Here is a 13,945-nt window from a genome sequence, read left to right as displayed (position 1 = left end):
AACTCGTGCCGTTGTCGCGTGATCGCCATCCGCACCTAAAGACAGTGGCCGTAGGTCCAGCATTCTGGGCCGTCATGCGTGTTCGCCTGCCAGCGGATGTGTGCACAGATAATGAAGTCGATCTGCGGAGAGGGCCTCCTCTAGAGTGCCTGACGTGATCTCTAAGTGCTTGAGGCTGGCCGCTGGTCTGTTAGGCGGTGCGCTCCTTGTATCGCCTCCTGTCCTGGCCGAAAGCCAGGCCGAATCGCCGTCGCCGACGCAACTCAAGGCTGCACTGCTCGTGCCAGAGGATCTCGGCACCGACTTTGTTCGCAACAAGATCCATAACAGGGAGATCCTGATCCCCAAGTCCGCCCGTACGAAGGCGTGCGTCACGGCGGCCAAGGGGTTGGTTCCGCTCTACCGGAGCAAGACGGCGACGTGGCTGATGAGGGATGGCGTGCCGGAGGGAGTCAGCCAGTTCATCGTGAGCGGCTCCTCGGCCCGGATCTCCTTGTTGGAGCGGGCCGCCAAGGTCATGGTCCGTGACTGCGACCACATCAACGCCAGTACCAAGAAGGAAAAGAACACGATCGCCAAGCTGTCGGTCGGCAAGCTTGGTTCAGCCGCCTACGGGATCAAGCTCCGCTCTACGGATCCGTCCGCGAGCACAGGCCCGACGATGGCGATCGACATCGTGGTCATCCGGGACAAGAACACCATGGTTCTGCTGGAGCACAATGGCTTCTATGGCCAGTTCACATCCGGTCTCACGAGGGTCGCTGCCGTGAAGGCTGTGGCAAGGCTGCGAGAGGCTCAGAACAGCTCAGGGGAGAGCTAGAGGATCGCTTCCGCCTGACGCCGTCGGACGAGGGGCCATGAAGACGGAACATCCCCCCGTCCTGCCGGACAGGGGGACAATGTACCGCCGCGCCTTAGCGCACCATGGACCCTTGCGGTGATGGTTGTTGCGGCTTGCGGATCACGGTATCCGCATGCGCGGGAGTGATGCCCAGCGCCAGCACGGCGGCCAGGCTGGCGGCCAAAGCGGCGGCACGGCGAGTCCAGGTACGGGTCTTCATACGGCTCTCCCAATCGGCCGATGATCATGACAGTACTGTCCAACATCATCAGTGCCGCATCCCCGCCCGTCCACCCCGGAATGGCCGAGTGGCCACAAGCGGACAGGCCCTTGCACCCGCGGACGTTCACAATGACTACGGGCTTGCTTCGTGTCGCCCCGCAGATGGTGGTCCGCGGCATGGTGGTGTGAGGGGGAGCAGCGCCGCGATGCCTTCGACCGGCATCGCGGCGCGCTTTTGATCGTCAGTACGCCCAGGTCAGGGGGTCGTCCCGTCGTCGTAGGAGAAGCCGTACCTGTTCGGCAGGCCTTCCAGCAGCCACTGCTGTGTGGTGGCGGCGAAGGCGCAGTTCTGTGTGACCAGCCGGGTGCCGCTCGCCGTGCTGCCGCCGGACGGACCCACGCACAAGCCGATGAAGTGCTGGCGGAGGACCCAGAGGCCGTCGGGCGCACCGGGGCGCACCGCGACGAACGTCCATTGCTGATCGCCTGTGGGGCCGTTGGCGCACTGTCGCAGCACCAGTGAGGTGCCGACAGGGGTCGGGTTCTGGGTGTTGGCCAGGCTCAGGCACTTCCCGCTGGAGTGGCGTATGGAGTTGTCCGTCGAGCTGACGGGCGCGAAGCCGTGCCAGAGCTGACTGCAGTCCATCAACACGATGGGAGTGCCGTCGGCCGAGCCGCCGTTGAACGGGCCGATGCACCTGGAGGGGACCGCGATGGCGTTGTTGCGAACCGTCGTGAAGGGGAAGACGGCGGCATCGGCCGCCGATGTCATTGCCAGGACCATCAGCACGGTCAGCCCGGTGAGGACGGTGAGGAGAAGTCGGCGCACGTTCGCTCCTTGGAGTCGTTGACCTTTGACACGCTGATCGCGTGTCTGCCTTGGAGGCGTGCCGTCTGGTTCCAAGCGCTGGAACCACGCGGACCGAACGACGTTCCCTCTCGTGCCTGCTGGTGGAACTAGGTAGTGGCTCCCTCGATCGCCTGGGACGCGCCCTGACCGGAGCTGTTGGAAGAAGCGTCGCCGACCGGCACGGCCGGTCCCGGCTCCACACCGAACGACGGTGGTTGAATTTCGGTATTGACCGTAATTGCCAGAGTTGGGCACACTTGATGATCACGAGCCGCCGCGCGTCTGCGGCGTCCCGTCCGTGTGCCCGGAGCAGTACGCCACGCAAATCCCTGTAGTTCCGGCGCGCGTTCTGTCCCCTCAACCTTCGAAGGCACTGCATGCGATCTCGTAGAAGCATCACCGTCTCGATCTCGACAATGGCCCTCGTCGTCGCCCTATCCCCCCTTTCGCCGGCCTCGGCCGATCTGGCCCCGCCGCCGTTCGAGCCGCTGCCCCACTTCCCTGGCGAGGTCTCACAGGAGGCCAAGGCAGCGGCCGACAAGCTGAGTGAGCTGGTCGACGCCTCCCCCGACAGGTACACCGGAGTCTCCATCACGGGGCCGAACACGGTGAGCGTCAGCCTTCCCGCCGGCTCCGATTTCGAGCAGCGCTCCGACGCCGTTCGCAGCGGTGCGCGAGCGGCGGCAGGGACGGCGGTGTCGGTTCAGGTGAAGCAGAGCGGCCTGAGCCTGGCCGATGTCCGGCGTACCAAAGAAGAGGTCGTCCAACTGTTCAGGTCCGGCACCTACAAGGGCAAGGTCCTCGGAGTGGGCGTCGATTCCGTCAAGGGAGCCGTGATCGCCTATGCCACGGCCGACTCGGACGCGGCCAGGATCGAGCTCAAGGAACGCTTCGGCGATTCGCTCGTTTTCCGGCAGCAAGACGAGGTGCCCCACGTGTTCGGCCGTTCCCAGGACTCCGCCCCGCACTACGGCGGATCCGGGATCCGCTTGTGGAATCCCCCGCACACCGGAACCCCGCCCGGCGGCGTCTGCTCGACCGGCTTCTCGGTGCGGAAGGACGGCATCGAGCACATGCTGACGGCAGCGCACTGCTTTCCGGCCCAGACCGTATATCCCCGAGCATGGGCATCCTCCTACACCAGCGCCACACCGCCGGCGGTCGGGTATTACCACGGGGCCATGGTGACCTCCACGTACGGGGGGACGTTGGATGCCCCGCAGGACGGGACCCAGGACGTGTACGGCGACTTCGCTCTGCTGCAGGGCTCCGGCGGTGGCTACGAGCCCCGTGTGTACAACTGCGCCAAGAACGCCAACCCGTGCAGTGCATTGACGGTCGGTGCCGCGAACTACGGCACGCCTCAAAACGGCACCCAGGTCTGCACCAGCGGGCTCACGACGGGACAGACCTGTCGGCAGTTCGTGACCGACAACGAATACGCGACCACATTCGAAAACGGGATCTTCGCCACGAACCTGGCGTACATCAACTCCGATCAGAACGGTGACGGGACCTACGACTGCGCCGGCCCCGATGGGGGAGATTCCGGCGGGGCCGTCTACTCGGGCACCGGCGACGGCAAGGTGATGGCGCAGGGCATCATCACCGGGGGCACCGATTGCTCCGCCGTCTACACCAAGCTTTCGGGCATGAGGGCATGGAATTCCAGCTTCTCGGTCCTGACGGATTAGTGCGGAGTCCGGGCGGCACGCGGACGGCGCCCATCTGCGTGCCCGCGTAGCGGGGCTGTGCGGGCACCGTGCCGCCCCTGGCCTGTAGGAACATCTACAGCCAGGGGCGGTTGGGGCGCCATGGTCGTTTAGTGCGTGTGGCGGAACGAGCGGTGTTCGTCGCTTAGCCGGCGGAGTCGCAGTCTCCGTAGTCGCCGTGGATGTGGGTCAGGTTCGGGGGCGAGTTGTTGGCGTTCCAGAACCACTCCATGAGGAGCGCTGTCGCGGTTGCGCCGGCCTCGCGCTGGGCTGTGGCGTGGTCGCCGGAGCAGGCGGAGGAGCGGATGGGGGAGGGCCGGCCTGGAGGTGCCTTGCCGACGACGATCACGCAGTGTTTGGCGGGTGGCGCCTTGGGCGAGGAGATCGCCTGGGTCGGCGTCCATGAGCAGGCGCGTCTCGGCTTCGCCGACGCCCTCACCGGAACCGGCGAGTAGTCCGGCTGATGCGTTCGCGCCTGCCTTATCGGCGCGATGGCGTGGCAAAAGGGCAGCGATAGTCGGCCCGGCGAGGCTCGGTCCGAGCTTCGAACCTGATGCCACCGCCGCAAGCGCATCAGTGTTCGCCGCGACGACAAGGAGAGAACATGCAGCCCCTGACACCCGAGAGCGCCGCGACCACCCTGCTCGAGGCCGGCAACCGGCCGCCGGCGACCGTACGGAGCGACGTGGTCGAGGAGTTGGACACGCTGCTGTCCAAGCACCTGTCCACTTGCCCGGACGCGGTGGAGAAGGCCGCGGTGCAGTACTCCCGCGAGCACTACGCGCGGATGACCGGGTTGCTGCCCGACGAGATGGTACGCCGCCTCCACGAGGAGACGACCATGCTGACGGCGGCCAACACCCGCCGCATCGACATCCGCGTGACCGTGACCGGCAACACGCCGCGGCCGGGCAGTCTGCCGAACTCGCTGTTCGCCTCGCACAGCACGCTGTTCACCGCGCTCTACCACGTGCCGGCGTTCCGCGGGCTGCTCAGCGACATCGCCGGGGCCCCGGTGTTCGACTGCATCTACCCGGACGAGCAGATCACCGGCACCCACCAGACCCAGGTGGGCGACACGCGCGGCTGGCACTGGGGCGACCATGAGTTCGCCTGGATCTTCATCTCCGAGGCGCCCGCACCCGAGCACGGCGGCCTGCTCCAGTGCGTGCCGCACACGCCGTGGAACAAGCAGGACCCGGCCGTGAACCGGTGCCTGACGCAGGGCCAGATCCGTACGTACCATCACGAGAGCGGTGAGTCGTACTTCTTCAAGACCGACACCACCCTGCACCGCACGATGCCCATCCAGACGGAAGGCATCACCCGTTCGATCGTGAACCTCACCTACTCCGGCGTCTCCGACCTGCTGAGCGAGAAGACCGACGAGACCACCGACGCCGTCTCCCTCGACTGATCAACCCACCGTCGCCCGGTCCGGGCGGGAGGCCTCTCGCCTCCCGCCCGGACCGCCGCCGTTTCGGCAGTCCCATATCCGCAGACATGACGACGAAAATGGGATATATACGAGAGAGCGTCCAATAGCGGGTTATAGGGGTGCCAATGCATATTCGGATCCTGGGGCCATTAGAGGTACTGGCGGAGGGACACCGAATACCACTCACTGGAGCACGTCCGCAGATCATTCTGGCGATGCTCGCCCTGGAGCCGAACCGGGTCATCTCCGTGGACCGCCTGATGGACGCCATCTGGGACGATGAGCCGCCGAGCACGGCCAGGGTGCAGATTCACATATGTGTCTCGGGGCTTCGCCGGACTTTTTCCGCATTGGGGCTGACCGACGTCATCAGCACTCGGCCGCCCGGCTATGCGTTGAATATTCCTGTTGAGAACATTGACGCCCATCAGTTCGAAGAATTCGTCGCGCAGTCGTATTCCCTGGTCGAAGCCGGAAAACCGCAGGAGGCGGTGACCGCGCTGCAGTCCGCGCTCGGCCTCTGGTACGGCACCGCGCTCGACGGCCTCCAGGGCCGGATCATCCGCGGCGGGGCGCTGCAGCTTCAGGAGCGCCGCCTGGCCGCCGTCGAGGAGTGGCTGCGCCTGGAGCTGTCGCTCGGCCACCACGTCAATCTCATCGGCGACCTCACCGTCCTGGTCCGCGACCACCCGCTCAGGGAACGCCTCTACGCCCATCTCATGGTCGCGCTCTACCGGTCCGGGCGGCAGGCCGAGGCGCTGGAGACGTACCGCATGGCCCGCGCGACGCTGGTCGAGGAGCTGGGCATCGAACCCGGCGACGAACTGCGCCGACTGGAGCAGGCCATCCTGCGCGGTGACGGCGACATCGGCGACGAGGCGGTCACCGAGCAGCCGCCCGCCGCGCCCCGCGACACGCCCATCGCGGCCGTCCAGGTCGTCCCGCGCCAGCTGCCCGCCGCGATCGCCGACTTCACCGGGCGCACCGGTACGTTCGCCGACATCGTGGACGTCCTGACCGGCCCGGACGGCGGCGAGGCGTCAGGCACTGTGCCGACCATCGTCATCAGCGGCCGGGGCGGCGTCGGCAAGACCACCCTGGCCGTGCAGGCGGCCCACGCCGTGCGCGGGCACTTCCCCGACGGGCAGCTCTTCGCCGACCTGCGCGGCGGCAGCGGCCGGCCCGCGTCAGCGCTGGAGATTCTGGAACGCTTCCTGCGCGGGCTGGGCGTGGACGGCTCCGCCATCCCCGACACCCTCGACGAGCGGGCCGAGATATACCGCAGCCGGCTCGGCGAGCGGCGCATGCTGGTGCTGCTCGACGACGTGATGAGCGAGTCGCAGGTCACGCCGCTGCTGCCGGGCAGCTCCGGCTGCGCCGTGGTGGTCACCAGCCGCACCCGGCTGACCGGCCTGCCCGGCGCCCGCCGTATCGAGCTGGGCGTCCTGGAGAGAGGCCGGGCCGTCATTCTGCTGGAACGCATTCTCGGCGAGCAGCGCGTCCGTGACGAGCCCGAGCAGGCCGCCGCCCTCGCCGAGCTCTGCGGGCACCTGCCGCTGGCCGTCCGCATCGCCGGGGCCAAACTCGCCTCCCGTCCGCACTGGCAGCTTCGCCGGCTCGCCGACCGGCTGCGCGACGAGAACCGCCGCCTCGACGAGCTGGAGCACGGAGACCTCGGCATCCGGGCCAGCATCGAGGTCAGCTATCAGGGCCTGCCCGGCCCGGCCAAGCGGCTGCTGCGCCTGCTGTCGCTGCTGGAGACCCCGGACTTCCCCGGCTGGGTGGGTGTCTGCCTGCTCGACGAGGATCCGGCCGAGGCCGAGGACCTCCTGGAGGCGCTGGTCGACGCCCAGCTCGTGGACGCCGGCGCCGGCCCGGCCAAGAGCGCGCCCCGCTACCGCTTCCACGACCTCATCAGGACGTTCGCCCGCGACCGGGCGCTGGCCGAGGACAGCGCCGCCGACCGCAGCGCGAGCCTGCGCCGCGCCCTGTCGGCCTGGCTCGCGCTGGCCAAGGAGGCGCACCGCCGCGAGTACGGCGGCGACTACACCATCCTGCACAGCGGCGAGGCCCGATGGTCGCCGCCGCCCGCGCTGCTCGAACGGCTCTCGCCACACCCGATGAACTGCCTGGACGGTGAGCGCGCCGCCCTGGTCGCGGGCGTCCGGCAGGCCGCGCAGCTCGGGTTCGACGAACTCTGCTGGGACCTGGCGCTGGCCGCCGAGACGCTGTTCGAGGCCAGGAGCTACTTCGACGATTGGCGCTCCACCACCGAGCTGGCGCTCGGCTTGGTGCGCAGGAAGGGCAACCCGCGCGGCGTGGCCGCCATGCTGTACTCCCTGGGCAGCCTGCGCATCTTCCAGCTTGAGCCGGACGCCGCCCTGGAGGCGCTCGAACCCGCGCTGCGGCTGTTCAAGGAGCAGAACGAGCCGCACGGATGGGCGCTGGTGCTGCGTAACCTCGCCTACGTCGACTCGCTGCGCGGCGACACCAAGCAGGCCATCCGCCGGTACGGCGAGGCGCTGGAGGTCTTCCAGCTCGTCGGAGACCGCACCAGCGAGGCGCACGTGCTGAGCAACCTGGCGCGATCCCTGCTCGACGGCGGCGAGTACGCCGAGGCGGAGACGTACCTGGAACGGGCCTTGAAGATCGCCAGGGACGTGGGCAGCCGCCGCTCAGAGGCGCAGGTGCTCTACCGGCTCGGCGAGAGCGCCCTGCGGCAGGGCCAGATCGACCGGGCCGGCCGGTCGTTCACGCTGGCGCTGCGCATCGTCAGGGACGGCGCCGACCACATCGGCGAGGCGTACATGCTGTACGGGCTCGGCCAGGTCTACGTCCGCGAGGGCCGCCACGACCAGGCGCACATGATCCTGGAGCAGTCGCTGGCCCTGGCCGTTCGGGTGGGGGAGCGGCTGGTCGAGGGCCGGGTCCGGCACGAGCTGGGCGAGCAGGCGCTGGCCCGCGGCAGGTTCGAGGAGGCGGCCGCCCGGCTGGGTCAGGCGGTGGAGATCTTCCGCAGCCTGGGCCTGCCGCCGTTCGAGGCCCGGGCGCTGGTCGGGCTGGCCGAGGCGAGCGATGGGCTGGCCTCGGAGGAGGGGGCGCACGCGGCGGAAGACGCCGCTCGCGCCGCCTGGGCGCTGCTGGCCGGCCTGGACTCGGTCGAGGCCGACGGCCTGCGCGACCGGCTGGCGCTGCGCCAGCCGGTCGCGGTCCCTGGCACGCCGCGCGCCACGGGTTGAGCAGCCCGGCAGGTCAGGAGTTGGGGGTCGGGCCCTCGCCCCAGTGGGTGTTGATGTCGTCGCCGGGGCCGGTGGCGACCACGTGGCCGGCCGGCGCGGTGTGCGTCCCGCCGAGCCCGACAGCCGGCAGCGCGAGGGAGGCAGCGATGATGGAGAGGGTGATCAACCGCTTGAGCATGACGCCTGCTTTCGTGGTCTCGAAGATCTGCTCTACGCCATAGTCAACCGTCCCGGGCTTTCGTCGCACTAAGCCTTCGCTAAGTTCGCCCGCTTAGCGGCACGAAGCCCGCCCGATAGGCGGCGTTCGCAGACTTACCGACGTGAACAACGACGCCACCGCACTCTGGTACCTCACCGAGGAAGAGACCAGGTGGGCCTGCCAGCGCCTCGACCCCGTCAAGATCGTGCGCGAGGCCCTCGTCCTGCAGGCCGAGGGGAGGACCACCTTGCCGGCCGAGGCCTACCTCGGCTGGACCAGCCCCTCCGGCGCGGCCGCCCGCAGTCTGAACATGCCCGGCTACGTCGGCGGTCCGTTCGAGATGGCCGGTACGAAGATCATCAACGGCTGCCTGGACAACCCCGAACGCGGGCTGCCCCGCGCCAGCGGCCTGACCATGCTCTTCGACCGCCAGACCGCGCGCATCCGCTGCGTCATGGCCTCCGCTCACGTCAGCGCTTTCAGGACCGCGGCTGTGACCTTGGCCAGCGCCCAGGCGCTGCTGCCGCAGAAGGTCCTCACCGTCGGCGTCATCGGCGCCGGCGTCATCGCGCGTACGCACATCGAGCTGCTGGCCCGATCGCTGCCCGGGATCGCCGCCATCGTGCTGCACGACCGGGACCCGCGCCGGGCCGCCGCCCTCGCGGACGAAGTGGACGCCCTGCTGCGCGCGCAGGGCATCCGCATCTCCCTGGCCGACACGGCCCGCGAGGCCGTGCTCGGCGCCGACCTGGTCATCCCCGCCACCACGACCACCCAGGGCTACATCGCCTACGACTGGCTCAGCAGGGGCTGCGTCGTGGTGAATGTCTCCCTCGACGATGTCCTGCCTGACGTGGTGATGGAGGCGGGCACCCTGCTGGTCGACGACTGGGCCCTGGTCCGCGACGACGAGCACCGCCTGCTCGGCCGCATGCATCGGACCGGGCGCGTGGTCGGCCCCGGCGAGCACGCGGGCGCCGGCGTCCGCCGCGTGGACGCCGAGCTGGGCGAGGTGTTCGCCGGTCGGCACCCGGGCCGCTACCACCCCGACGACGTCATCCTGGTCAACCCCTTCGGCCTGGCGATCGAGGACATCGCGCTGGCCACCGAGGTGTACCGGATCGCGATGCGCGAGGGCCGCGGCATCGCCCTTCCCAGATGACCCACCCCAACCCGACAGAGCCGATGGGAGCACGATCATGAGCAACGACGAGATCGACGACTCTTACCTCACGATCACTCCCTCCAGTTCTTGAGTCACGTCGTTGAGGTTCGCTGAACCACGGAGGCCTCTGTTGATCGCGACGATCTTCGGTTCGGTCAGCTGGTCGATGACGGACTCGATGCCTTCGCGCCCGATGCCGGATCGCTTGAAGCCGCCGAAGGGCATGGCGTCGATTCGGAAGTCCGAGCTGGAGTTGATCAGCACGGCGCCGGCGGTGAGCGCGTCCGCGATGGCCAACGCCCGGTCCACGTCGTGGGTGAACACCCCGGCCTGCAGACCGGTGTCGACGGCGTTCGCCGAGGCGATGGCCTCTCGCAGATCGGAGAACGGGTCGAGCAGCACCGCTGGGCCGAACACCTCGTCGACGCGGATCCGGGCGTCGCCCGGCACGTCGGTGAGCACCGCGGGGGTCACGAAGCTCCCCTTGCGGGCGCCGCCGGTGTGGAGGGTCGCCCCGGCGGCGACGGCCTCGTCGATCCATGCGGCGACGCGCTGGGCTTCGGCCTCGGTGACCAGCGGGCCGACGTCGGTGGCCGGGTCGTGCTTGGTGCCGACGACGAGGGCGGCGGTGGCGCGTACGACCCTCTCCAGCACCTCGGGGAAGAGGTCCGCTTCGACGAAGACCCGCTGCACCGAAAGGCAGTTCTGGCCCGCGACCCCGAACGCGCCGTCGACGACGGCGGCGGCGACGGCGGCCGGGTCGGCGTCCGCGCAGGCGATCAGGGCGTTGTTGCCGCCGAGTTCCATGATGAGTTTGCGGGCCGGTCCCCCTTGTGCGATGCGGTCGGCGGTACGCGGCCCGCCGGTGAAGGACACCACGTCCACCCGTGGGTCGGCCACCAGGGCCTGCCCGGCGTGGACACCGGGCACGGCGGCCAGGTATTCGCCGGGCACCCCGTTGTCCAGGAACAACTCGACGAGGGCGAGCGCGGTCAGCGGTGTCGCCGGGGCGGGCTTGAGCACCACGGCGTTGCCGGCGAGCAGCGCCGGTCCGAGCTTGTGCGCGACCAGGTTGAGCGGGTCGTTGAACGGGGTGATCGTGGCGACGACGCCGACCGGTTCACGGGTGTACCAGCCGGTCCACCCCAGGCCGCGTGGGGTGTTGTCGAACGGGACGGTACGGCCGGTGAGCGCCGCCGCGGCCTGGCCGGTGAGCCGCAGTGTCTCGACCGCGCGCGAGACTTCGGCGCGGGCTTCGGTGATGGTCTTGCAGCCCTCGGTGGCGATGATCGTGGCGAACCGGTCCGCCGACGCGGCGAGGGCGACCGCCGTAGCTTCGATGGCGGCACGTCGTTCCCATAGCGGCCAGGCCAGCCGGAGCTGTCCCTGGGCCACATAAGCGACGGCGCGCCGGACCTCGGCATCCGTGGCGTCCATCACGGTCCCGACATACGCCCCGTCCTCCGGGTCGTGCACGGACATCCGCTGATCACCGTCGCGCCAGACGCCTTCCCAGAAGCCGCCGGCCGGTGGCTGCCACACCTGTCTGCTGTGCGAAACCTGCGCGCTCATCGGTTGGGGGACTCCTCGCTCGCCAGTGTCGTTCGCGCTGTTTCCCAGCGGTGGCACCGCACCTGGTGTCCCGGGGCGATCTCCCGTAGTTCCGGTGCCGCAGACCGGCACTCGGGTGCCGCCAGTGGGCATCGGGGGTGGAAGCGGCATCCGCTGGGCGGGTGGATGGGTGAGGGCGGCTCGCCGGTGACGGTGGCCGGGGGCTGCTTTCCGGTGGTCGTCGCGGCTCCGGCGGCGAGCAGCGCGAGGGTGTAAGGGTGGCACGAGCGCTCGTAGATCTCGTCGCGATCGGCGATCTCCACGATCTGCCCCAGGTACATCACCGCGACACGGTCGCCGAGGTACCGCACCACCCGTAGGTCGTGCGAGATCACGATCATGGCGAGCCCGTGTTCGCCCTGGAGCCTGCGTAGCAGGTTGAGAATCCGCGCCTGTACGGAGGCGTCCAGCGCGGAGGTCGGTTCGTCGCAGATCAGTAATTTCGGTCTGAGCAGCAGCGCGCGGGCGATGACCACCCGTTGCAGCTGCCCGCCGGAGCATTCGCCCGGATAGCGGTGCAGGTAGCTGTCGTCGAGCCCGACCTCCGCGAGCGCGTCGGAGACCGCTTGCGCGCGTTCTTCCTTGTTGCCGATGCGATGCTGCGCGAGTACGGCCGTCAGGCTGGCACCCAGGGTCATGCGGGGGTCCATCGCGGCATGCGGATCCTGGAAGATCAGTTGGGCGGTGCGGGCGAGCTGCTTGCGTGGCGCTCGCGGGCCGAGGCCGTCGATCGACACCTGCCCAGAAGTCGTGGGGGTCAGCCCGAGGATGACCCTGGCCAGGGTGCTCTTGCCGGAGCCCGACTCGCCCACCAGCCCGAACACCTCGCCGGAGTCGACGCGGAGGTTGATCCCGTCGAGGGAGTGCACGTGCTCGCGGCGGCGCAGGCCCTGACGGGGGAGGGGGAAGTGTTTGACCGCGTCGTCGACGACCAGCAGCTGGCTGCTCATGCGGGCTCCTTGACCTGGGTGGGCATGCCGATCCAGCACCTCGTGGCATGACTCTGCGTCGCGAGGGCCGGCTCGGCGGCGGCGCACTGGTGCTCGATGTGGGCGTCGTGGGTGGCGGTGCAGCGGGGGCGGAACCGGCAGCCGGCGGTGATCCGCAGGGCCGAGTCGGCATGACCGGGGATGGAGCACAGCTCACCCGAGGGGCCGGGCCGCAGCAGGGAGCACTCGATCAGCGCGCGGGTGTAGGGGTGCCGCGGCGCGGTGAGCACCTCGTCGGCCGGGCCCTGCTCGACGATGCGGCCGGCGTACATGACCGCGATCCGGTCGGCGATCGAGGAGACGACCCCGAGGTCGTGCGAGATGAACAGGATCGACATGCCGAGTTCGGCCTTCTTGGCGGCGAGCAGCCGCAGGATCTGCGCCTCCACGGTGACGTCCAGCGCGGTGGTCGGCTCGTCGGCGATGAGCAGGCGGGGCTGCCCGGCCAGAGCGGCGGCGATCATCACCCGCTGTGCGAGGCCACCGGAGAGCTGGTGGGCGTAGGAGCGGGCGCGCCGCTCCGGCTCGGGGACACCGACGTCCCGCAGCAGTTCGATGGTCGCCTGGCGGGCCGTGGCCCGGTTCATGCCACGGAATCGGCGCAGCGGTTCGGCGACCTGGGCGCCCACCGTGGAGGTCGGGTCGAGCATGTGCTTGGGCTGCTGGAACAGCATGCCGATGCGCCCGCCGCGGATCTGGTCCATCCTCCGATCGGTCGCGCGCAGGAGGTCGACGTCGTCGAGGGTCATCAGGTCGGCGCCAGCGGTGAGCGGCCGGGGCAGCAGGCGCACCAGCGACATCGCGGTCAGGCTCTTGCCGGAGCCCGATTCGCCGACGAGGGCGAGGACCTCGCCTTCGCCCATGGACAGCGACACGCCGTCGACGATCCTCTCCGCCGGACTGGAGCCGGCGTATACGGCGAGGTTCTCGACCGTGAGCAGTTCCGCCACGAGGTTCTCCTTCGCGTGGTGGGGTCAGACCGGGGGAACCGGGCTGTTGTCGCGGTGGTCCCGCAGCGTGATCATCGCGTCGCCGAAATGCCGGTTGAGCGCGTCGAACAAGGCGGCGTGGTCGCCGGAGGTGAGCAGCTTGAGCAACTGCTCGTGCTCCTCGACGAGATCCGTGCGGCCCTTGTAGGTGGCCACGAGCAGGTTCAGTCCGAGCCGGGTCTGGTCGGCCAGTGAGGCGTACATCGCCGACAGCCGCTCACTCCGGGCGGCGTCCACGATGGCCTGGTGGAAGCCGAGGTCGGCCGCGGAGACCCGCTGCCAGTCCTGGCGTGCCACGGCCAGCGCCAGGAGCCGCACCGCCTGTTCGAGGGTGGCGATCAGCGCCGCCGGCGTGCCCCGGGCGGTCAGCCGCTCCATCGCCGCGCGTTCGATGGCGGCCCGCGCGAAGTAAAGGTCCTCCAGGTCGTCGTCGGTCAGGACCCGGACAGTGATGCCCTTGTGCGGCGAGGCGACCAGCAATCCTTCCTGCGCCAGCCGTTGGAGCGCCTCGCGGACCGGGCCACGGCTGGTGGCGAACCCCGCCGCGATCTCCACTTCGTTCATCTGACTGCCGGGAGGGTACCCGCCGCTGATGATCCGTTCCCTGATCTGGGACGTCACCACGGCGGAGAGGGTGCGCTTGGGAACGTGCGGTTCGGCCCTGCGCCTGGGTTCGCTCACGAATGCTCC

At 69.3% G+C, this 13,945-nt stretch carries 13 protein-coding genes; 5 read left to right on the top strand and 8 right to left on the bottom strand.

All coding sequences use genetic code 11. From position 1 onward, the window contains the following. Positions 1 to 154 precede the first annotated feature (154 nt). On the top strand, positions 155 to 820 hold the full coding sequence (locus tag KME78_RS55865) for a hypothetical protein (protein ID WP_219538215.1): 666 nt from the start codon (positions 155 to 157) through the stop codon (positions 818 to 820). Between the two features lie 94 nt (positions 821 to 914). On the opposite strand, the gene KME78_RS55860 is transcribed toward KME78_RS55865, so the two are convergent. Both KME78_RS55860 and KME78_RS55855 read right to left on the bottom strand, forming a co-directional pair. Next, positions 915 to 1,061: a hypothetical protein gene (locus KME78_RS55860; protein WP_219538214.1), complete on the bottom strand. Its 147-nt coding sequence runs from the start codon at positions 1,059 to 1,061 to the stop codon at positions 915 to 917. A gap of 258 nt (positions 1,062 to 1,319) precedes the next feature. Next, positions 1,320 to 1,892 carry an RICIN domain-containing protein gene (locus KME78_RS55855; protein WP_219538213.1) on the bottom strand — a complete coding sequence of 191 codons (573 nt, stop codon included), beginning with the start codon at positions 1,890 to 1,892 and terminating at the stop codon, positions 1,320 to 1,322. Between the two features lie 398 nt (positions 1,893 to 2,290). Here KME78_RS55855 and KME78_RS55850 point away from each other — a divergent pair, with 398 nt between their 5' ends. Continuing rightward, the gene (locus KME78_RS55850) at positions 2,291 to 3,607 is read left to right on the top strand and encodes a chymotrypsin family serine protease (protein ID WP_219538212.1); all 1,317 of its coding nucleotides are present in this window, start codon (positions 2,291 to 2,293) and stop codon (positions 3,605 to 3,607) included. A gap of 163 nt (positions 3,608 to 3,770) precedes the next feature. Here the strand turns inward: KME78_RS55850 and KME78_RS55845 are convergent, their stop codons facing one another. Then, on the bottom strand, positions 3,771 to 4,064 hold the full coding sequence (locus tag KME78_RS55845; RefSeq protein WP_219538211.1) for a hypothetical protein: 294 nt from the start codon (positions 4,062 to 4,064) through the stop codon (positions 3,771 to 3,773). A gap of 165 nt (positions 4,065 to 4,229) precedes the next feature. On the opposite strand from KME78_RS55845, the gene KME78_RS55840 reads away from it, so the two are divergent. Continuing rightward, positions 4,230 to 5,042, top strand: a complete 813-nt coding sequence (locus KME78_RS55840; RefSeq protein WP_219538210.1) for a HalD/BesD family halogenase — start codon at positions 4,230 to 4,232, stop codon at positions 5,040 to 5,042. Positions 5,043 to 5,278: 236 nt separating this feature from the next. Beyond that, positions 5,279 to 8,302, top strand: coding sequence for an AfsR/SARP family transcriptional regulator (locus KME78_RS55835; protein ID WP_219538209.1), 3,024 nt, complete (start codon positions 5,279 to 5,281; stop codon positions 8,300 to 8,302). Positions 8,303 to 8,315: 13 nt separating this feature from the next. On the opposite strand, the gene KME78_RS55830 is transcribed toward KME78_RS55835, so the two are convergent. Beyond that, positions 8,316 to 8,480 (bottom strand): hypothetical protein, encoded by a 165-nt coding sequence (locus KME78_RS55830; protein ID WP_219538208.1) that lies wholly within the window; start codon positions 8,478 to 8,480, stop codon positions 8,316 to 8,318. Between the two features lie 142 nt (positions 8,481 to 8,622). Here KME78_RS55830 and KME78_RS55825 point away from each other — a divergent pair, with 142 nt between their 5' ends. Next, a complete protein-coding gene (locus KME78_RS55825; RefSeq protein ID WP_219538207.1) occupies positions 8,623 to 9,663 on the top strand; it encodes an ornithine cyclodeaminase family protein in 1,041 nt (346 codons plus the stop codon). A 63-nt stretch (positions 9,664 to 9,726) separates the two neighbouring features. On the opposite strand, the gene KME78_RS55820 is transcribed toward KME78_RS55825, so the two are convergent. Genes KME78_RS55820 through KME78_RS65610 form a run of 4 tightly spaced genes read right to left on the bottom strand, consistent with a single transcriptional unit; the run spans position 9,727 to position 13,936 of the window. Continuing rightward, the gene (locus KME78_RS55820; protein WP_219538206.1) at positions 9,727 to 11,238 is read right to left on the bottom strand and encodes an aldehyde dehydrogenase family protein; all 1,512 of its coding nucleotides are present in this window, start codon (positions 11,236 to 11,238) and stop codon (positions 9,727 to 9,729) included. Next, positions 11,235 to 12,227 (bottom strand): oligopeptide/dipeptide ABC transporter ATP-binding protein, encoded by a 993-nt coding sequence (locus KME78_RS55815; protein ID WP_219538205.1) that lies wholly within the window; start codon positions 12,225 to 12,227, stop codon positions 11,235 to 11,237. The genes KME78_RS55820 and KME78_RS55815 overlap by 4 nt, the downstream gene beginning before the upstream one ends. After that, entirely contained in the window at positions 12,224 to 13,216 is a 993-nt protein-coding gene (locus KME78_RS55810; RefSeq protein ID WP_308127514.1) for an ABC transporter ATP-binding protein, read from the bottom strand. Before KME78_RS55810 ends, KME78_RS55815 begins: the two co-directional genes overlap by 4 nt. A gap of 24 nt (positions 13,217 to 13,240) precedes the next feature. Then, positions 13,241 to 13,936, bottom strand: coding sequence for a GntR family transcriptional regulator (locus KME78_RS65610; protein ID WP_219538204.1), 696 nt, complete (start codon positions 13,934 to 13,936; stop codon positions 13,241 to 13,243). Positions 13,937 to 13,945: the final 9 nt, after the last annotated feature.

Origin of the sequence: Nonomuraea guangzhouensis, assembly GCF_019396345.1 — a bacterium.
GTDB lineage: Bacteria > Actinomycetota > Actinomycetes > Streptosporangiales > Streptosporangiaceae > Nonomuraea > Nonomuraea guangzhouensis.
Note: the sequence above shows the minus strand (reverse complement) of the source record. Positions and strands in the feature narration are given on the sequence as shown.

What these genes read in the sequence shown, in the direction of transcription:
- KME78_RS55860 (WP_219538214.1), bottom strand. Translation starts at nt 1,061, where the DNA reads ATGAAGACCCGTACCTGGACTCGCCGTGCCGCCGCTTTGGCCGCCAGC.
- KME78_RS55850 (WP_219538212.1), top strand. Translation starts at nt 2,291, where the DNA reads ATGCGATCTCGTAGAAGCATCACCGTCTCGATCTCGACAATGGCCCTC.
- KME78_RS55830 (WP_219538208.1), bottom strand. Translation starts at nt 8,480, where the DNA reads ATGCTCAAGCGGTTGATCACCCTCTCCATCATCGCTGCCTCCCTCGCG.
- KME78_RS55820 (WP_219538206.1), bottom strand. Translation starts at nt 11,238, where the DNA reads ATGAGCGCGCAGGTTTCGCACAGCAGACAGGTGTGGCAGCCACCGGCC.
- KME78_RS55840 (WP_219538210.1), top strand. Translation starts at nt 4,230, where the DNA reads ATGCAGCCCCTGACACCCGAGAGCGCCGCGACCACCCTGCTCGAGGCC.
- KME78_RS55835 (WP_219538209.1), top strand. Translation starts at nt 5,279, where the DNA reads ATGCTCGCCCTGGAGCCGAACCGGGTCATCTCCGTGGACCGCCTGATG.
- KME78_RS55815 (WP_219538205.1), bottom strand. Translation starts at nt 12,227, where the DNA reads ATGAGCAGCCAGCTGCTGGTCGTCGACGACGCGGTCAAACACTTCCCC.